This window comes from Bradyrhizobium rifense (assembly GCF_008123425.1).
Classification (GTDB): Bacteria; Pseudomonadota; Alphaproteobacteria; order Rhizobiales; family Xanthobacteraceae; genus Bradyrhizobium; species Bradyrhizobium rifense.
This window is the reverse complement of sequence record NZ_VSSS01000030.1, coordinates 108481-127271: the sequence shown is the minus strand read 5'-3', so window position 1 is coordinate 127271 and position 18791 is coordinate 108481. Positions and strand designations below refer to the sequence as shown.

15 protein-coding genes and 1 pseudogene are annotated in these 18791 nt (G+C 60.9%); 15 read left to right on the top strand and 1 reads right to left on the bottom strand.

Translation table 11 applies throughout. The features are described from left to right. Positions 1 to 174: 174 nt before the first annotated feature. The 4 genes from FXB40_RS19235 (at position 175) to FXB40_RS19220 (ending at position 5766) form a co-directional block, all read left to right on the top strand. Entirely contained in the window at positions 175 to 807 is a 633-nt protein-coding gene (locus FXB40_RS19235; protein WP_148773756.1) for an ATP-dependent Clp protease proteolytic subunit, read from the top strand. Between the two features lie 464 nt (positions 808 to 1271). After that, positions 1272 to 2543 (top strand): ATP-dependent Clp protease ATP-binding subunit ClpX, encoded by a 1272-nt coding sequence (gene clpX, locus FXB40_RS19230; protein WP_148773755.1) that lies wholly within the window; start codon positions 1272 to 1274, stop codon positions 2541 to 2543. A 325-nt stretch (positions 2544 to 2868) separates the two neighbouring features. After that, positions 2869 to 5292 carry an endopeptidase La gene (lon, locus tag FXB40_RS19225; protein WP_148773754.1) on the top strand — a complete coding sequence of 808 codons (2424 nt, stop codon included), beginning with the start codon at positions 2869 to 2871 and terminating at the stop codon, positions 5290 to 5292. Between the two features lie 69 nt (positions 5293 to 5361). After that, positions 5362 to 5766 carry a GFA family protein gene (locus FXB40_RS19220; protein WP_148773753.1) on the top strand — a complete coding sequence of 135 codons (405 nt, stop codon included), beginning with the start codon at positions 5362 to 5364 and terminating at the stop codon, positions 5764 to 5766. 559 nt (positions 5767 to 6325) lie between these two features. Here FXB40_RS19220 and FXB40_RS47970 read toward each other — a convergent pair. Next, positions 6326 to 6478, bottom strand: coding sequence for a hypothetical protein (locus FXB40_RS47970; protein WP_187436985.1), 153 nt, complete (start codon positions 6476 to 6478; stop codon positions 6326 to 6328). Between the two features lie 771 nt (positions 6479 to 7249). Between FXB40_RS47970 and FXB40_RS50405 the strand changes: the two are divergent. From FXB40_RS50405 to FXB40_RS19160, 11 genes and pseudogenes are all read left to right on the top strand, one after another. Further along, a pseudogene (locus tag FXB40_RS50405) lies at positions 7250 to 7759 on the top strand (GAF domain-containing protein); the annotation flags it as partial. Positions 7760 to 7801: 42 nt separating this feature from the next. Further along, entirely contained in the window at positions 7802 to 8866 is a 1065-nt protein-coding gene (locus FXB40_RS19210) for a sigma-54 interaction domain-containing protein (protein WP_246207715.1), read from the top strand. A gap of 209 nt (positions 8867 to 9075) precedes the next feature. Beyond that, positions 9076 to 9408: a putative quinol monooxygenase gene (locus FXB40_RS19205; RefSeq protein WP_246207757.1), complete on the top strand. Its 333-nt coding sequence runs from the start codon at positions 9076 to 9078 to the stop codon at positions 9406 to 9408. 134 nt (positions 9409 to 9542) lie between these two features. Continuing rightward, positions 9543 to 9842 (top strand): hypothetical protein, encoded by a 300-nt coding sequence (locus tag FXB40_RS19200; RefSeq protein ID WP_148773749.1) that lies wholly within the window; start codon positions 9543 to 9545, stop codon positions 9840 to 9842. A 395-nt stretch (positions 9843 to 10237) separates the two neighbouring features. Continuing rightward, a complete protein-coding gene (locus FXB40_RS19190; protein ID WP_148773747.1) occupies positions 10238 to 11560 on the top strand; it encodes a TAXI family TRAP transporter solute-binding subunit in 1323 nt (440 codons plus the stop codon). Between the two features lie 318 nt (positions 11561 to 11878). Beyond that, positions 11879 to 12859 carry a formylglycine-generating enzyme family protein gene (locus tag FXB40_RS19185; RefSeq protein ID WP_148773746.1) on the top strand — a complete coding sequence of 327 codons (981 nt, stop codon included), beginning with the start codon at positions 11879 to 11881 and terminating at the stop codon, positions 12857 to 12859. Positions 12860 to 12888: 29 nt separating this feature from the next. Next, the gene (locus FXB40_RS19180; protein ID WP_187437005.1) at positions 12889 to 14565 is read left to right on the top strand and encodes an arylsulfatase; all 1677 of its coding nucleotides are present in this window, start codon (positions 12889 to 12891) and stop codon (positions 14563 to 14565) included. Positions 14566 to 14619: 54 nt separating this feature from the next. Continuing rightward, on the top strand, positions 14620 to 15612 hold the full coding sequence (locus tag FXB40_RS19175; protein ID WP_148773744.1) for an HAD family hydrolase: 993 nt from the start codon (positions 14620 to 14622) through the stop codon (positions 15610 to 15612). Positions 15613 to 15624: 12 nt separating this feature from the next. Continuing rightward, positions 15625 to 18072 carry an arylsulfatase gene (locus tag FXB40_RS19170; RefSeq protein ID WP_148773743.1) on the top strand — a complete coding sequence of 816 codons (2448 nt, stop codon included), beginning with the start codon at positions 15625 to 15627 and terminating at the stop codon, positions 18070 to 18072. Positions 18073 to 18178: 106 nt separating this feature from the next. Beyond that, positions 18179 to 18463: a hypothetical protein gene (locus FXB40_RS19165; protein ID WP_148773742.1), complete on the top strand. Its 285-nt coding sequence runs from the start codon at positions 18179 to 18181 to the stop codon at positions 18461 to 18463. Positions 18464 to 18503: 40 nt separating this feature from the next. Then, positions 18504 to 18788: a hypothetical protein gene (locus tag FXB40_RS19160; protein ID WP_148773741.1), complete on the top strand. Its 285-nt coding sequence runs from the start codon at positions 18504 to 18506 to the stop codon at positions 18786 to 18788. Positions 18789 to 18791: the final 3 nt, after the last annotated feature.

The window sequence follows — 18791 nt, the reverse complement described above, 5'->3', positions numbered from 1 at the left end:
GTGGATTAAGCCTTAATTCGTTCCGCACTTGTCTGGCGTGAATTGGGCTATATCTGTCGGTGCACCCTGTACCCAGCGTTCTACCCGCGAGCGTTCTTCTTCTACCAACTTCCTGCATCACGGGACGTCCATCGGCTGCAAAGTGGCGACGTCCTCCGAAAACCTAGGTGACTCATGCGCGATCCGGTTGAAACCTACATGAACCTCGTGCCCATGGTGGTCGAGCAGACCAACCGTGGCGAGCGCGCCTACGACATTTTCTCGCGCCTGCTGAAAGAGCGCATCATCTTCCTGACCGGACCGGTCGAGGACGGCATGTCGACGCTGATCGTTGCACAGTTGTTGTTTCTTGAGGCGGAAAATCCGAAGAAGGAAATCTCGATGTACATCAACTCGCCGGGCGGCGTGGTGACGTCGGGCCTCGCGATCTACGACACCATGCAGTTCATCCGCCCGCCGGTCTCGACGCTGTGCACGGGGCAGGCGGCCTCTATGGGCTCGCTGCTGCTCGCCGCCGGCGAGAAGGACATGCGCTTCTCGCTGCCGAACGCGCGCATCATGGTCCATCAGCCCTCCGGCGGTTTCCAGGGTCAGGCCACCGACATCATGCTGCACGCGCAGGAAATCCTGAACCTGAAGAAGCGGCTCAACGAGATCTACGTGAAGCACACCGGCCAGACCTACAAGTCGATCGAGGACGCGCTGGAGCGCGACAAGTTCCTGACCGCCAACGACGCCAAGGAATTTGGCCTCGTCGACAGGGTGATCGACAAGCGTGCCGAGGAACCGGCGGCGAAGCCCCAGTAACGCGCTGGGGCCGTAACATCGATCCCTGGAATTCCTCTTGGGGATTCCGTGGGGATCGTGAGGGCGACGTTCGCGTTAACGACGCACCTCGCGAGGGCGCAAAAGACGCGGTTTTGCGCCCTGCGACAGGCAGAAAGTTCCGCTTTCGTGCTTGTTTTTCGTGGTAATCCAGCAACGCTGGGGTGATTTCGGTCACTTCGCCCGTGCCAAGACGTGAAATCACGGTATTGTCACGGGTAGCCAGCGCCCCCCCGATTAGCGAATTCTTGATAGTCGGGTGACAGCATGGTTGGCTACGACTGATCGGCTATGATCGCGGAGAATCGAGTGACCGTGATTCGCACGGTGTGTGACGCGTAGGGTCTTTTTTGGTACGGAATTTGCTCTATTTGAGTCCCTTACCCGCGAACGTTTCGGGATGGGACGATCGAGCGGACGGGATCGAACCGCGGACGGAGACATGAATGAGTAAGGTCGGCACGAGCGACTCCAAGAACACGCTATATTGCTCGTTCTGCGGCAAGAGCCAGCACGAAGTCCGCAAACTGATCGCGGGTCCCACGGTCTTCATTTGCGACGAGTGCGTTGAGCTCTGCATGGACATCATCCGCGAGGAGAACAAGTCCTCGCTGGTCAAGTCGCGCGACGGGATTCCGACGCCGAAGGAAATCTGCAAGGTCCTGGACGATTACGTCATCGGCCAGAGCCATGCCAAGAAGGTCCTGTCGGTCGCGGTGCACAACCACTACAAGCGCCTCAACCACCAGACCAAGCACAACGACGTCGAGCTCGCGAAGTCGAACATCCTGCTGATCGGTCCGACCGGTTCGGGCAAGACGCTGCTCGCGCAGACGCTCGCCCGGATTCTGGACGTGCCGTTCACGATGGCGGATGCGACGACGCTGACCGAGGCCGGCTATGTCGGTGAGGACGTCGAGAACATCATCCTGAAGCTCCTCCAGGCCGCCGACTACAATGTCGAGCGTGCCCAGCGCGGCATCGTCTACATCGACGAAATCGACAAGATCAGCCGCAAGTCCGACAATCCCTCGATCACGCGCGACGTGTCGGGTGAGGGCGTGCAGCAGGCGCTGCTGAAGATCATGGAAGGCACGGTGGCTTCGGTCCCGCCGCAGGGCGGCCGCAAGCATCCGCAGCAGGAATTCCTGCAGGTGGATACCACCAACATCCTGTTCATCTGCGGCGGTGCGTTCGCCGGCCTCGAGAAGATCATCTCGGCGCGGGGACGGTCGACCTCGATCGGTTTTGCTGCCCAGGTGATGGCGCCGGAAGACCGCCGCACCGGCGAGATCTTCCGTCACGTCGAGCCTGAGGATCTCCTGAAGTACGGCCTCATCCCCGAGTTCGTCGGCCGTCTGCCGGTCGTGGCGACGCTCGAGGATCTGGACGAGGTTTCGCTGAAGAAGATCCTGACCGAGCCGAAGAACGCGCTGGTGAAACAGTACCAGCGGCTGTTCGAGATGGAGAACATCGAGCTGACCTTCGCCGACGAGGCGCTTGGCGCGGTTGCCCGCAAGGCGATCGAGCGCAAGACCGGCGCGCGTGGTCTGCGTTCGATCCTCGAAGCGATCCTGCTCGAGACCATGTTCGACCTGCCGGGCCTGGAAGGTGTGGAAGAAGTCGTGATTTCCCGCGAAGTCGTGGAAGGAACGGCGCGTCCGCTCTACATCTATGCCGATCGGTCCGATCGTGCCGTCGAGAACGCCAGCGCCTGATTTTGCGGCGCTGGAACGCTCCAAACGTCATTCATAGTAGCGGCTGCGGAAATCTACTCCGCAGCCGATGTTGCGTCGCTTACCCCAGTGCGTAAGCGCCTGATGGCGCGTGTTTTTCAATGACTTGACACCCCCCGGGTCGATAGCCACCTAATGTCGGCGGCGAGCGAGAATTCTGTTCAAGATTCGCCTCAGTTCCGATCCGGCAAGCCCGGTCCAACCTTCGAATGGTAGGCTGGTTTTGTGGATCACCTCGGCACCTTGTGGCGGTTGCGCATGAGAGCGGCGGACTGCGTGCGAGGGGGCAAAGCAAAAGGAAAAGGCCATGACTAATCCAAAACCCCGGCCAACCATCGTCCATGGCGAGACGCACGCTTATCCCGTGTTGCCGCTGCGCGATATCGTCGTCTTCCCGCACATGATCGTTCCGCTCTTCGTCGGTCGCGAGAAGTCGATCCGCGCGCTCGAAGAGGTGATGAAGAACGACGCGCTGATCATGCTCGCGACGCAGAAGAACGCGTCCGACGATGATCCGGCGCCCGATGCCATTTACGAGACCGGTACGCTTGCAAGCGTGCTGCAGCTCTTGAAGCTTCCCGATGGCACCGTGAAGGTGCTGGTCGAAGGGCTCGAGCGTGCGCGCGTGCAGAAATACACCGATCGCGCCGACTATTATGAGGCCACCGCAATTGCCCTCGCCGACACCGATGCGAAGTCGGTCGAGGCCGAAGCTCTCTCGCGCTCGGTCGTGTCCGACTTCGAGAGCTACGTGAAGCTCAACAAGAAGATCTCGGCCGAGGTCGTCGGCGTCGTGCAGGCGATCACCGATTTCGCCAAGCTCGCCGACACCGTTGCCTCGCATCTCGCGGTCAAGATCGCGGATCGGCAAGGAATCCTTGAGACGCTGTCCGTCACCACGCGCCTGGAGAAGGTGCTGGGCCTGATGGAGAGCGAGATCTCGGTGCTGCAGGTCGAGAAGCGCATCCGCTCGCGCGTCAAGCGCCAGATGGAGAAGACCCAGCGCGAGTATTATCTCAACGAGCAGATGAAGGCGATCCAGAAGGAACTCGGCGACGACGACGGTCGCGACGAGCTCGCCGATCTCGAAGAGAAGATCTCCAAGACCAAGCTCTCCAAGGAAGCGCGCGAGAAGGCGCAGCATGAATTGAAGAAGCTGCGCCAGATGTCGCCGATGTCCGCGGAAGCGACCGTGGTGCGCAACTATCTGGATTGGCTGCTGTCGATCCCGTGGAACAAGAAGTCCAAGGTGAAGAAGGATCTGGAAGCCGCGCAGGCGGTTCTGGATGCGGATCACTACGGACTCGAGAAGGTCAAGGACCGCATCGTCGAATATCTCGCAGTGCAGTCGCGCGCCAACAAGCTGACCGGACCGATCCTGTGCCTCGTCGGGCCTCCCGGCGTCGGCAAGACCTCGCTCGGCAAGTCGATCGCGAAGGCGACCGGCCGCGAGTTCGTGCGCGTCTCGCTCGGCGGCGTGCGTGACGAGGCCGAGATCCGCGGTCACCGCCGCACCTATATCGGCTCGATGCCCGGCAAGATCATCCAGTCGATGCGGAAGGCGAAGTCGTCCAATCCGCTGTTCCTGCTGGACGAGATCGACAAAATGGGCGCCGATTTCCGCGGCGATCCGTCCTCGGCCCTGCTCGAGGTTCTCGACCCCGAGCAGAACGGGACGTTTGCCGACCACTATCTGGAGGTCGATTACGATCTGTCGAACGTCATGTTCATTACGACCGCGAATACGCTCAATATTCCGGGACCGCTGATGGATCGCATGGAGATCATCCGGATCGCGGGCTACACCGAGAACGAGAAGGTCGAGATCGCGCGCAAGCATCTGATCCCGACCGCGGTGTCCAAGCACGGCCTGGACTCCAAGGAGTTCTCGATCGACGACGACGCGTTGCTGCTTCTGATCCGCCGCTACACCCGCGAAGCGGGCGTGCGTAACCTGGAGCGTGAGCTCTCCACACTCGCCCGCAAGGCGGTGAAGGAGCTGATGCTCTCCAAGAAGAAGTCGGTCAAGGTCACGGAGAAGACTCTGGAAGAGTTGCTCGGCGTGCCGAAGTACCGCTACGGCGAGATCGAGAGCGAGCCGCAGGTCGGTATCGTCACGGGCCTTGCCTGGACCGATGTCGGCGGCGAACTGCTGACGATCGAAGGCGTCATGATGCCTGGCAAGGGCAAGATGACGGTCACGGGCAATCTGCGCGACGTCATGAAGGAATCGATCTCGGCGGCGGCGTCCTACGTCCGCTCCCGGGCGATCGTCTACGGCATCGAGCCGCCGCTGTTCGACCGGCGCGACATCCACGTGCACGTGCCGGAAGGCGCGACACCGAAGGACGGTCCGTCGGCGGGTGTGGCGATGGCCACTGCGATCATCTCGGTCATGACCGGCATTCCGGTCCGCCACGATGTCGCGATGACCGGCGAAATCACGCTGCGCGGCCGCGTGCTGCCGATCGGCGGCCTCAAGGAGAAGCTGCTGGCTGCTGCCCGCGGCGGCATCAAGACGGTGCTGATCCCCGAGGACAACGCCAAGGATCTCACGGAGATTTCCGATGCGATCAAGGGCGGCATGGAGATCATCCCGGTCTCGCGCCTGGACGACGTCGTCGCCAAGGCGCTGGTCAGGAAACCGGTGCCGATCGTCTGGGAAGAGGACACCAAGGTGACGGTGAAGCCCGACGGTGACGAAGCCGCTGGCGGCCTGACCGCTCACTGAGATCGCAATTCGAAAAGATGATAAAACGGCGCCTTCGGGCGCCGTTTTTGTTTTGGGGAAGGGGATGCAATGCAGGTCGACGGTCAATGCCATTGCGGGCAGATCACCTTCGAAGCCGAGGTCGATCCTGAGACGGTCTCGGTCTGCCACTGTCGCGACTGCCAGACCCTGACGGGATCGCCGTTCCGGGTGACCGCGATCTGCACCGCAGCCGACGTCAAGCTCACCGGCGGCACGCCAAAGCTCTACGGCAAGCGCGGCGACAACGGCCGGATGCGCTTTCAGCACTTCTGTGCCGACTGCGGTTCCCCGCTGTTCACCAGCGGCGAGGGCGACCAGGCCGACGATTGGGGCATCCGCTGGGGCTCGATCCGCCAGCGCGATGCGCTGAGGCCCAGCCGCCAGATATGGTGCCAGTCGGCGGCGGTGTGGATTGACGCCGTACCGCTGCTGCCGGGGAGGCCGGGGGATTGAGGCTGGCTTGCCAAGCCGAAGCTCGCATAGCGAGTGTAGGCTGGTGGGCGGTCACGGATTCGAACCGCGGACCCTCTCGGTGTAAACGAGGCCCGGCTGGGACCCGCTATTGAATTTCCACTATTTTCGGTTTGTGGCAACTCATTTTGTTCCGGGCTGAATTGCCAGTTTCTGGTACGTAGCTGGTACGGGCCTGCCTAGCCGGGTCGATGTGGCGAGAACGCCGTCGAAACCGCCCGGAGGAGCGGCTGGCGGACGAGGCCCAGTGATATAAGGAGGCGGCCGCAGAGCAACCCCCTGGCAGTATGGCCCGCGAGTTGTTTTTGCGGTGGGCGCGACAAGCCGAGCAGCCTCTCAGATGAACGAGGGGCTACAGTCCTCGGGATTGCAGCCGCCGAAGTGATTTTATCACGCTAGGATCTATGGAAGTTTTTCCGCCGAGGGGGACGGCGATGCGAGACTACCGCGCATATGTCATGGGACTTGATGGAGACATAATGGGCGGGTGCGGACGCCCCGGTTTCGCACCCACGGCAACCACCGAGAAGTTCAGGCCGCCTCAGTTGGCGCTGTCCGCAATCCGTCCTTTGCCTGCACAGACTGTGCACTTCACCGGATAGATTTTGCGAGTTGCCAGCATCGGCTGCTTCACCGTGGAGAAGCCCGTTCCGTTGCAGGTTGTGCAGGTATGCTCTTTGATCTTCGGCGTCATGACACACCTTTTAGGCCGCCCTCAGTTCGCCCGATAAGAGGTTGATTTTCGCGTTGGCCTGTTTTGAATCAGGTCCAGTATCCACATGGGAGACATCACCGCCCAGCCTTCTGCATCCATCGGTGACTGAGAGTGTTGCGCCTCAGCTGGGTCCGTCAGCATGTTTTAACCCGACAGCTATCAGCTGCCTGCCGGGCGTAGTCATTCGAAGCCTTCCCACCAAGTCCACCATGTAACCCAACGCGATCAGTTTGGCGCTGTGTTCGACGGGAATTGTTGCTGGTGGGTCGATCCCCGAATAGTTGCCGACCTCAATGCTCAGATGAGATGGAAGAAAAAGGGCCGCCTTCAGTTGGCGGCCACTTTCATTCAAGCTGATGTCCCTTGCTGGTACAAATGCGAAATCCGAACCGGCTCGCAGGTTGTTCGGTTATCGGGGCAGACAGGAAAGGTTTGCCCATGCACTGGCGTCAAAATCGCCGAGCTGGGTAGTTGATCAGACGACTATGGCAGGATAGCTGGCTAAAATCGGGGCGCCGATAGGCACATCGGTGAGTTCTGGCTTTTGGACTGAGCAATATTGCTCAGCAAAGCATCCAGACATGGATCAAATATGCTAGTTTGGAGGGGCGAGTTGTTGAGAAAATGAATCCGATCAACGGATTTCTTGCGATAACCTCCGTTCTATCGGCGCGGTGCTAGAGCGCGCTTGATCTGTGGCACTGAGCACCACCAATTCGTGTTGCAACTTTGCGAAGTGGAGGAGTGCCAATGAGTACCGCGCGGAGCAATTCGGACTTAGACCGGTCTGAATGGGCTGCAATGAATACGGCTCCCAGCAGTCCTCTCGAAGAGCTTGTTGCATTCGAACGCATGCTCGCTGATCTCTCCGCGCGAATGGCCAACGTCCTGGCCGATCGCGTCGAGCCCGAAATTCAGATCGCGCAAGTCACCCTCCGACAATTTCTCGGGTTCGACCGCAGCACATTCGCTGAATTTCAGGACGATTCTCTCGTCGTCGTCTCTTCGTCAGCCATAGACGGCGTTGACGCTACGCCCCTGGGTCCACTCCCGGCGCAGCTTGACTGGTTCACAGCCAAACTCCGCGCCGGCGAAACGCTTGTCGTCCGGGATCCTGCCGACGATCTTCCGCCGGAAGCTGTCGGCGAGGCCGAATATTGCCGGCGGACGGGCCTCCGATCGCATCTGAGCATCCCGCTTCGGATTGGCGGTCGGGTTATCGGCGCGATTGCGTTCGCAGCCTTCAGAGAAACCCGCAACTGGCCGGATGATCTGATCGCACGGGTCATGCTGGTGGGCGAGGTGTTCGCGCATGCTATCGCGCGGAAGCGGGAGCACGAAAAGCTGTTGGCCGCGATGGCGGAAATCAGGCTCCTGAAAGACCGCCTCGAGCGGGAGAATTCCTATCTGAAGCAGGCCGTCCAGGTCAGGCCGCCGCAAGGCCTCATGAGCCGCTCGGCGCGCTTCTTGTCAGTGGTCGAGGAAATCAAACAGGTAGCGCAAACCAGTTCGACTGTACTTCTGCTCGGAGAAACCGGTAGCGGTAAGGAAGTCTTGGCCCAGGCGATCCATGATTCGAGCGCCCAAAAAGATCGCGCGATGATCAAGGTCAACTGCGCGGCGCTGCCGGCGAGCCTAATCGAGTCGGAACTGTTCGGCCGGGAAAAGGGCGCGTTCACGGGCGCTCTTGCACGGCAGGCGGGGCGTTTCGAAATCGCTGACGGCTCGACCATCTTTCTGGACGAGGTCGGCGAATTGCCGCTGGAGTTGCAGCCGAAGCTGCTCCGCGTCCTGCAGGAGGGCGAGTTCGAGCGATTGGGAGGCAACAAGACCATCAAGGTCGATGCGCGTGTGATTGCTGCCACCAACCGGCCCCTCGAGCAGGCCGTGAGCGAGGGGCGGTTTCGGCAGGATCTATTCTATCGACTCAACGTATTTCCGATCGAGGTGCCCCCGTTGCGCGAACGGCGAGAGGACATACCATTTCTGGCGTGGACGTTCGTGAAGGAATTCGGCAACTCGATGGGCAAGCCGATCGAGGAAATCGCGGAAGAATCCATGGACGCGCTCCGGGAGTATCTCTGGCCCGGCAATATCCGTGAGCTGCGAAACGTGATCGAGCGCGCGATGATCCTTTCTCGGGGTCCCAAGCTGTACGTCAAGCTCAGCAGCGCGGCCCTGAGGCCGGTTGCCGTAAGGGTCACGGCCGGCTCGCTCGACGAGGCCGAGCTGACGATCATCCGGCAGGCCGTCGAGCAGTGCAATTGGCGAATTCGCGGGACGAACGGAGCCGCGGCTCTTCTCAACATGAAGCCGACGACACTCGAATCCCGCATCAAGAAGCTTGGCCTTACGCCGAAGCATTGACCTCCGAAGTTTCGGAGGTTCTCCGAATTCTCGGAGAACTCCATCGCATCTGGTCGCGTCGGGCTCGCTGCGCAACTCAACTATCCCACTGCTCCGCCTGATCTTTCTGTCTGACGCGCGTCCGGCTTCGCCGTTGGCCCGCTTTTTGCGATGTGAGACAGGACCGTCCTTGTTTGTGGACGGCGGTCGCGAAAGATACGAGCTTGATCGTGTTCTCCCTGCAAGTCGTGGCTCCCGACGAAAGGCGAACGGCCCTGCTGCGCGCGCTTGGCGCCCTGCTTGGGCCGACGAGGGTCGCGCCGGGTTGTCTGGACGCCCGCCTTTATTCGGATCTCGACGGTCGCCGGACTCTCTTGTTCGTCGAAGATTGGGAATCGCGAGAGCAGTTCGAGCGCAATCTCGACACCGCTAAACTGAATGCGATCGTGTCGGCAATCGAACTCTGCAGTGAGGCCCCTGTCGTGCGCCTCGACGCGGTCGAGCGGGCGGAGGGCATGGACGTCCTGGCACTTTACCAAGGCATCACCCCCGACGTGCAGTGAAGGCTCTCGGAAGGAGAGAGAGACGACCGGTAAATTAATGCGCCTCGTCCTGGCCGCGATTGCGGTCATCGCGGGTTTTGATCTGGATATTGAATAAGCACCACCGTTCCTTGAAGTCAGTGAGGAGCACTCCCATGCTGCTGCAATTTTCAATGATCGTCCTCACGTCGCAATTGGTCGTCGCGGTCGCGGACCAGCCTCCAAAATTCGATATCGCGCGCGGCTGCAAGGCTGACAGCGCTTCGGCGTTCGATCCCAAGGCCGGCATGGACGCGACGATTAAGCGGTGCATGGACGACGAACAGAAGGCGAAGGATCAGCTCGAGACCCAATGGTCCGGGTTCATGAACGCCGACCGCGTCATGTGCACTGGCGCGGCAGTTGGCAACAGAGCCGACGCCGACGTGACCCGCCCAGCTACGTCGATTTGTTGACATGTATTCAGGACCAGCAGTTGGCGCGAAAGCTTCCCAAGGAATGATCGGCGAAGCATCCTATCGGATGTCGATGCTGATCGTTGGTTCCCTCGCAACTCAAGGCAAAGAACCATGAAGCATGTGATTACGTCTCTGTTGCTGGCGGGCGGTCTGTTCGCCCTGACTTCGATCGAAGCAAACGCTGTTGTCTGCGCCAAAGGCGTGGTCCGGGCGGGCTGCGTCAGTGCGGGAGGTGCCGCCGTCGTCGCAACTCCCGTCGCGCATCCTGCTGTTGTCGCGCCTCGGGCGTCGGTAGCCCGCCGCCGGGCTTACTAATCGTTAGCGAGATGGATGATCGAGCGCTCGAAAGGGCGTCCGCGCGATCATCCGTCGTTCAAGTCGGAGCAACGACGATGAAATCACTGAAGCTACCACTCTGGCTCCGTTTCGTCCTGCTCGTCGGCGTCGTCGGCGTCGTGTCCGGCGCTGGCCTCCTTGCCTATCGGTACTGGACCCGTCCGGTGACGCTCAGCGTCGCTGTAGGCTCGATCGACGGCGAGGCCGCCAAGGCGATGTCCGCCATCGCCACCCGGCTCGCCTCGAACAATGCGTCGGTGCGGCTCAAAGTTGTGGACAGCGGCACCGCGCCCGGCGCCGCCAAGGCCTTTTCCGACGGCAAGGTGGATCTGGCGGTGGTCCGCGGCGACGTCGGCGATCTGTCGAAGGCGCAGGCCGTGGTCGTCGTCAGTCACATGGCCGCGTTGGTCATAGCGCCGCCTGGCTCCTCCATCGACAGCATGGACAAGCTGAAGGGGCACCGCGTTGGCGTGCTCGGAGGGGAAGCAAACACGAAGATCGTGGACGTGCTGAGCAAGGAATACGGGCTCGATCGCGCGAAGGTGTTCAAGGACGTCGCTCTGCCCGATGCCCGCCGGGCCATTCAATCCAAGGAGGTGAGCGCGATGCTCATCGTGATCCCTCTGACCGGTAAATATCTGTCTCTGGTTCGTGACATCTTCCAGTCCGGTCCGAAAGCTCTGCCGACGCTGATCCCCGTCGAGTCGGCAGGCGCCATCGCGGAAGCGGAGCGCGCCTACGAGAGCTTCGACGTGCCCAAGGGCACGCTGCGGGGAGCTCCCCCCGTTCCGGACGACGACGTCACGACTTTGAGGACCAACCTGTACCTGGTCGCCGGCAAGACGCTCGGATCGGATCTGGTCACAACTCTCACGCAGACGATCATGAGTGTCCGCAGGGATCTGATGCACGAAGAACCCATCTTCGCGCAGATCACCGCACCTAGCACCGATCAGGATGCCTACCTTCCGCTGCACCGCGGGGCGGCTGCCGTCTACAACAGCACCACGCAGAGCTTCATGGACGAATACGGAAACTGGATCTACCTGACGCCGATGCTGCTCGGCGGCATCGCGACGGTCCTTGCGACGGGCTGGAAATTCCTCGGGATCGGCAACCCCGCAACGCGTGAAGGCCCCCTGGATTCCCTCTACGCGCTGGGTCGCCAGATCCGCAACGTCCTCACCGAGACAGAGCTTCTGCACATCGAAGATCAGATCGACGACATTCTCAAGACCCAACGCGCCAAATCCGCCGAGGGGGACGAAACCGCGGTGGATGACGCCACGCTGAACGTGGCGGCGCATCGGCTGGAGAGTTTGATTCACGACCGACGAACGACGCTCGCAAAGAGGTCGGTGCTCGTTCCCGCGGCCTAGACCGACGGAACGCCATCGTCCGGCGGCGCTGAAAGTGAAGGAGTCCTCGATATGCGAGCCTTATTCAACTTCGCCATCCTCGTCGCTCTGTTCATGTCGACGGCGACGGCCGTTGCGCAAACGGGTGAATTCGTTGCGACCGTTCCGGGCGAGGTCGTTCACAGAGGTTATGCGCTTCAGGATGAGTGGCAAAGACTGCGAAGCGCGCCACCCGCCAGTCAGCCCGTCGGCACTCTGCAGAAATCGAAATCGCCTCGTACCGAATCGCAGGAAGCCATAAAGCGGCGCACCAACTAGGCACTTTGGATTGAGGTTCTCATGAGTATTGCTGAGGTCTCTTCATCGGTTGGCGATCGGTACCAGCGGCATGCCGACATGCTCCTCGTTCCCGGCGGCACGTTCCGCATGGGATCGGACAGGCACTATCCGGAGGAAGCGCCGGCACATCGCGTCGCGGTGGAAGGATTCTTGATCGATCGCACGCCGGTGACGAACCGGCAGTTCAAGGAGTTCGTGAAGGCGACTGGCCACGTCACGTTCGCCGAAATCCCGCCCGACCCGAAATTCTATCCCGGCGCGCTGCCGCACATGCTCTATGCCGGTTCGCTGGTGTTCTCGCCGCCGGTGCAGGCCGTCGATCTCCGCGATTGGAGCCGATGGTGGCAATTCATGAAGGGCGCCGACTGGCGCCATCCGTACGGGCCGAAAAGCAACATCAACGTGCTAGACAGTCATCCGGTCGTACACGTCGCCTATTCCGACGCGCTCGCCTATACGCATTGGGCAGGCAACGATCTTCCGACCGAAGCGGAATGGGAGTTTGCGGCACGCGGCGGATTGGCCGACGCCGAATACGCCTGGGGCGCGGAGTTCGCGCCAGGCGGCCGGCACATGGCCAACACTTGGCAGGGCGAATTCCCGAACCAAAACCTCTGCACCGACGGCTTCGAACGTACCTCGCCTGTCACTGCATTCCCGGCCAACGGCTACGGGCTGCACGACATGATCGGCAATGTCTGGGAATGGACGGCCGATTGGTATTCGCCGAAGCATGAAGCCGATGCACCAAACGCGTGCTGCATTCCGGAAAATCCGCGCGGCGGGCCCGAGGCCGCAAGCTACGACTCTTGCCATCCGAACATCAGGATTCCACGCAAGGTGCTTAAAGGCGGCTCGCATCTTTGCGCTCCCAATTACTGCCGCCGCTATCGTCCGGCCGCGCGTCATGCCGAGCCGATCGACACCTCGGCAAGCCATGTCGGCTTCAGGTGCATCACCAGGAAGAGGATCGCGTCATGAGTAACGACAAGATGCCGGAAAAGCCTGAGATGAGCACGGGACCAACCGGCGCAGGATTGAAGCGCCGCGATCTCTTGTTGAGTGGCAGTTCTCTCGTCGCGGCGTCGGCGCTCTCGGCCGTCGGACTGACAAGCGTCGCGCAAGCGCAGCAACAACCAGCGGCGCCGGTGGCAGCCGGACAGCGGCCCAACATCGTCGTCATCATGGGTGACGACATCGGTATCTGGAATATCGGCGCCTACCACCGTGGCATGATGGCCGGCCGGACGCCGAACCTCGATAAGATCGCCGCCGAAGGCATGCTGTTCACCGATTATTACGCGGAAGCGAGCTGCACGGCGGGCCGCGCCAACTTCATCACCGGTGAGCTTCCGATCCGCACCGGCATGACCACGGTCGGCCAGGCCGGTGCAGCCATCGGCATACCCGCGCAGGCCGTAACCATCGCCGCTGCGCTAAAGGGAATGGGCTATGCCACCGGCCAGTTCGGCAAGAATCATCTTGGCGACAAGAACGAGTTCCTGCCGACAGTGCACGGTTTCGACGAGTTCTTCGGTTACCTGTATCACCTCGATGCAATGGAAGACCCGGCGCACCCCGGCTATCCGCAGGACCTGCTGAATACGGTCGGCCCGCGCAATATGGTCCATTCGTATGCCACGAATGTGGACGACACGACTGTGGATCCGCGCTGGGGCAACGTCGGAAAGCAGAAGATCGAGGACGCGGGCACGCTCTATCCGAAGCGGATGGAAACCGTGGATGACGAAATCCGTGACCTCGCCCTGAAGTTCATCGACAAGGCCAAGGCCGACAACAAGCCGTTCTTCCTGTGGCTCAATCCGACGCGTATGCACATCGTCACCCACCTCTCGCCCAAATACGAGGCGCTGCGCAACTCCAAGAACGGCTGGTCGATCCATGAGGCCGGCATGGCGCAGCTCGACGACGACGTCGGCATCGTCATGCAGAAGCTCAAGGACATGGGCGTCGACGACAACACCATCGTCGTCTTCACCACCGACAACGGCACGGAGGTCTTCACCTGGCCCGATGGCGGACAGACGCCGTTCGCGCAAAGCAAAGGCACTGTTTTCGAAGGCGGCTTCCGCGCGCCGGCGATGATCCGCTGGCCGGGCAAGGTGCCGGCCGGGAAGGTCGAGAACGGCATCATCTCCGGGCTGGACTGGTTTCCGACCTTCCTTGCGGCGGCCGGTAACCCGAACATTGCCGAAGAGCTGAAGAAGGGCAAGCAGATCGGTGACACCACCTTCAAGTGTCATCTGGACGGCTATAACCAGCTGGACATGATCACCGGTAAGGGGCCATCCAAACGCAACGAAATCTGGTATTTCGGCGAAAGCGACCTCGGCGCCGTTCGCGTCGGCGACTACAAGTACCGCTTCATCGACCAGCCCGGCGGCTGGCTCGGCGACAAGATCAAACCTGAGGTCCCGACGATCATCAATCTTCGCCTCGACCCGTTCGAGCGGACCGGCTTTCCCGAGAATCTCACCAAGAACGGGTCGCTGCAATATTGGGAATGGTACAAGTACGAGTTCTGGCGCTTCGTGCTGGTCCAGGATGTCGTCGAGAAGCTGGCGATGACGGCGATCGAATTTCCGCCGATGCAAAAAGGCGCGAGTTTCAATCTGGATGCCGTCAAAGAGAAGATTGCGGCGGCGAGGAATGCAATCGCCAAGTAGGCCAGGTAAAGGCGCAACTGAACGTCCGCTGACTGGCCCATCGAGGTCCCGCCCATGAAAGCGCTCTGGTTCAATTGGGTCCGCATCGCTGCGGTGGCAGCGATCGCGGTATCGTCGACGGCTCCTGGCCTTGCCCAGGAGCCGCTGCCGTCGTGGAACGACACGGGCCCGAAGAAAGCCATCGTGGCTTTTGTCGAACGTGTCACCAGACAGGGCTCGGCGGACTTCGTGCCGCTGGCCGAGCGCATTGCGACCTTCGACAACGACGGCACGCTGTGGGCGGAGCAACCGCTCTATGTCCAACTCGTCTTTGCCCTCGACCGGGTGAAGGCGCTCGCGCCACTGCACCCGGAGTGGAAGGACAAAGAGCCCTTTGCCTCACTGCTCAAAGGTGACCTCAAGGGCGCGCTTGCCGGCGGCGAATCCGCCATTTTCCAGATCGTCACGGTCACGCATTCCGGCATGACGACGGGCGAATTCGAGACGATCGTCGGCGACTGGATCGCCACCGCCAGGCACCCGAAGACCGGCAAGCTCTACACCGAGATGGTGTATCAGCCGATGCTCGAATTGCTGGCCTATTTGCGCGCCAACGGCTTCAAGACCTTCATCGTCTCCGGCGGCGGCATCGATTTCATGCGCGTCTTCGCCGAACGGGTCTACGGCGTTCCGCCCGAGCAGGTCATCGGCAGCAGCGGCAAGCTGAGCTTCGAGTTGCGGGACGGCAAGCCTCGGCTCATGAAGCTGCCCGAACTCGATTTCAACGGCGACAAGGTTGGCAAGCCCGTCGCCATTCAGATGCACATCGGCCGTCATCCGATTGCGGCATTCGGCAACTCCGACGGCGACCTGCAGATGCTCGAATGGGCGAGACAGGGGGCGGGCGTTCGCTTTGCTCTCATCGTGCACCATACCGACGCCGCCCGGGAATGGGCCTACGACCGGAACTCCTCCATCGGCAGGCTCGACCATGCGCTTGATGCCGCCGAGGCGGAGGGCTGGACCGTCGTCGATATGAAGAACGACTGGAAAACCATATTCCCGTAGGGAGATACTGCCATGAAGATCACGACAGCACTTTCGGTGGGCTTTCTTCTCGGAACAAGCTATCTGCCCGGGGCCATTGCGCAGCAAACCACTGGTACCCCAGGGTCGCCCAGTGCCACGGTCACGATCGACGGCAAACAACTTCCGCCGCCGCCTCCGGAATTCGGCGGAGCAATCAAGGAAAGCGCGAAGGATTCCAAACCGTGGTGGCCGCCGCGCCTAGTGCCGCCCAAGGGCGCACCCAATGTCCTGCTGATCATGACAGACGACCAAGGCTATGGCGTGAGCGGCACCTTCGGCGGGGTCATTCCGACACCGGCGCTGGATCGTGTCGCCAATGCGGGGTTGCGTTACACGCAGTTCTGCTCCACCGCGCTTTGCTCGCCGACCCGGGCGGCGCTGATCACCGGCCGCAACCATCACTCGGCGGGCTTCGGCGTCATCTCCGAGCTATCGACGGGCTTCCCAGGCTACGACTCCATTATCACACCCGACAAGGCAACGATCGGCACGATTCTCAAAGGCAACGGTTACGCCACATCGTGGTTTGGCAAGAACCATAATACGCCGGGCTTCCAGTACAGCGTGGCGGGCCCGTTCGACCAGTGGCCGTCGGGGATGGGCTTTGATTACTTCTACGGCTTCATGGGCGGCGAGACCGACCAGTGGACGCCGTATCTGTTCCGCGATCACACCCAGATTTTTCCTTGGATCGGAAAGCCCGACTACAACCTTACCACGGATATGGCGGATGAAGCGATCTCGCGCATGAAGCAGCTCGACGCGGCTGCGCCCGATCAGCCGTTCTTCCTTTACTACGTTCCGGGTGGAAGCCATTCGCCGCATCAGCCCAAGAAGGAATGGATCGACAAGTTCAAAGGCAAGTTCGACATGGGCTGGAATGCCATGCGCGAACAGATCTTCGCCAACCAGAAGCGGTTGGGCGTGATTCCGGCCAACGCGCAGCTCACCGAGTGGCCGGCCGACCTGCCGAAATGGGAAACGCTATCGGCTGAGGAAAAGAAGCTGTTCGCGCGGCAGGCCGAGGTCTACGCGGGCTACACCGCCTATACCGACTACGAGATCGGCCGCGTGATCCAGGCGGTGGAAGACATGGGCAAGCTCGACAGCACGCTGATCATCTACATCGACGGCGACAACGGCACCAGTCCCGAAGGAACGCTGCTCGGAACGCCCAACCAGTACACAGCCTATAACGGCATTCTGAAGATCCCGGTGGAAGAGCAACTGAAGTTTTACGACAGCTGGGGCTCGGCGGCGACATACCCGCATATGGCCGTCGCGTGGTCGTGGGCGTTCGACACGCCGTTCAAGTACACGAAGCAGGTGGCGTCGCACTTTGGCGGTACCCGGCAGGGCCTGGCGATCTCATGGCCCAGTCGTATTAAGGACGTCGGGGGCATCCGCACCCAATTCCACCACATCATCGACATCGTGCCGACGATCCTCGAAGCCACCGGTATCAACGCGCCTCGGACGGTCAACGGTATCGAGCAAAGCCCGATCGAGGGCGTGAGCATGGCTTACACCTTCGACAAAACGAACACCGACGCTGTGTCGGCTCGAACGACCCAATACTTCGAGATGATGAGCAACCGCGGAATCTATAACGAGGGCTGGTACGCCAACACGACCCCGCCCGTTGCTCCGTGGGTGCTGAACTCGGCGATGCCGGACATCAATGCCTACAATTGGGAGTTATATAACCTGAACGCGGATTACTCCCAGGCCAATGATCTCGCCGCGAAAATGCCCGACAAGCTCAAGCAGATGCAGGCGCTGTTCGTCCAAGAGGCGACCAAGTACAACGTGCTGCCGTTGGATAACTCATCGTTCGCGCGGGCGATCGCTCCCCGACCGAGCGCTACAGCAGGACAAACCGTCTTTACCTATTCGGGCGAGATGGCCGGCATTCCAACTGGAAATACACCGAACATCCTGAACAGGTCATTCAAGATCACCGCTAATGTCGATGTCCCGGAGAACGGCGATGGCATGATCGTCACCGAAGGCGGACGCTGGGGCGGGTACGGGCTGTATATGCTCAAGGGAGTTCCGGTGTTCGACTACAATATGCTCGCGCTGTTTCAGGCGCGATGGGCAGGCGATCAGCCTATCCCGGCCGGCAAGCATACGATCGTGTTTGACTTTACTTATGACGGCCCCGGCGTCGCAAAGGGCGGCACCGGCGTGCTGAAGGTCGACGGCAGCGAGGTTCGGACTCTGCAAGTCCCAAAGACGGTCCCGTTCCTGCTACCGGCGGACGAGACCTTCGACCTCGGGATTGATACCCGCACCGGGGTCAACGATCAGGACTACCAGGTGCCATTTCGGTTCAACGGCAAGATCGATAACGTGACGTTCAATCTCGGACCAACGCGTCTGACGGCTACGGAAGAGATGAAGGTGCGGGAAGCGAGTGCCCGAGCGCACGACTAGGACGGACTGCCAAACCAAGCTGCAATGGTGGCGCCGACCCCGCGGCGCCACCAAAGACCACCGACTCTCCGGCGCCTGACACATTCAAAAGGACGAGGAGTGCAACATGAGCAAACCAACCGGTGTCGTAGTGTTCGTTTCAGCCATGGTCGTTGCAGGCGCAGTGGCCGCCGAGGGCATGCTGGTGGAGGCTGCGGCCAACAAGGTCATCCGGAAATATCAGACTGCCAGTTGCGACGAGTTGAGGGCTCAAAAGAGCGAGCCGCCATCGGCGAAAGAGAAGATCGCTCTGGATTTACTGCGCGACGACCCAAAGGCGCGGATTGCCTTCGTCAACCAGGTCGCCGCTCCCGTGCTGAACAAGATGTTCGAATGCGGCATGATTCCGTGAGGCCAGCCGTATCGTTCGGGACACATGAAGGAGGCTTACCGTGAACAAATCCATCGGCATCGTGGTGGGAATTTCAGCGCTGATCGTCGCCGGCGCGGCATCCGCTCAGGGCATGCTCCTGGACGCCGCCGCCGACAAGGTGATCGCGAAGTATCAGACCGCAACCTGCGATGAATTGAAGGCGCAAAAGAAGCAGCCGGAAACGGACAAGGAGAAGGAAGCTGTAGAATTTCTCCGCAACGATGCGCAGGCGCGAACATCCTTCATCGACAAGATCGCCGCCCCCGTTCTGAACAAGATGTTTGATTGCGGCATCCTCCAGTAGCGA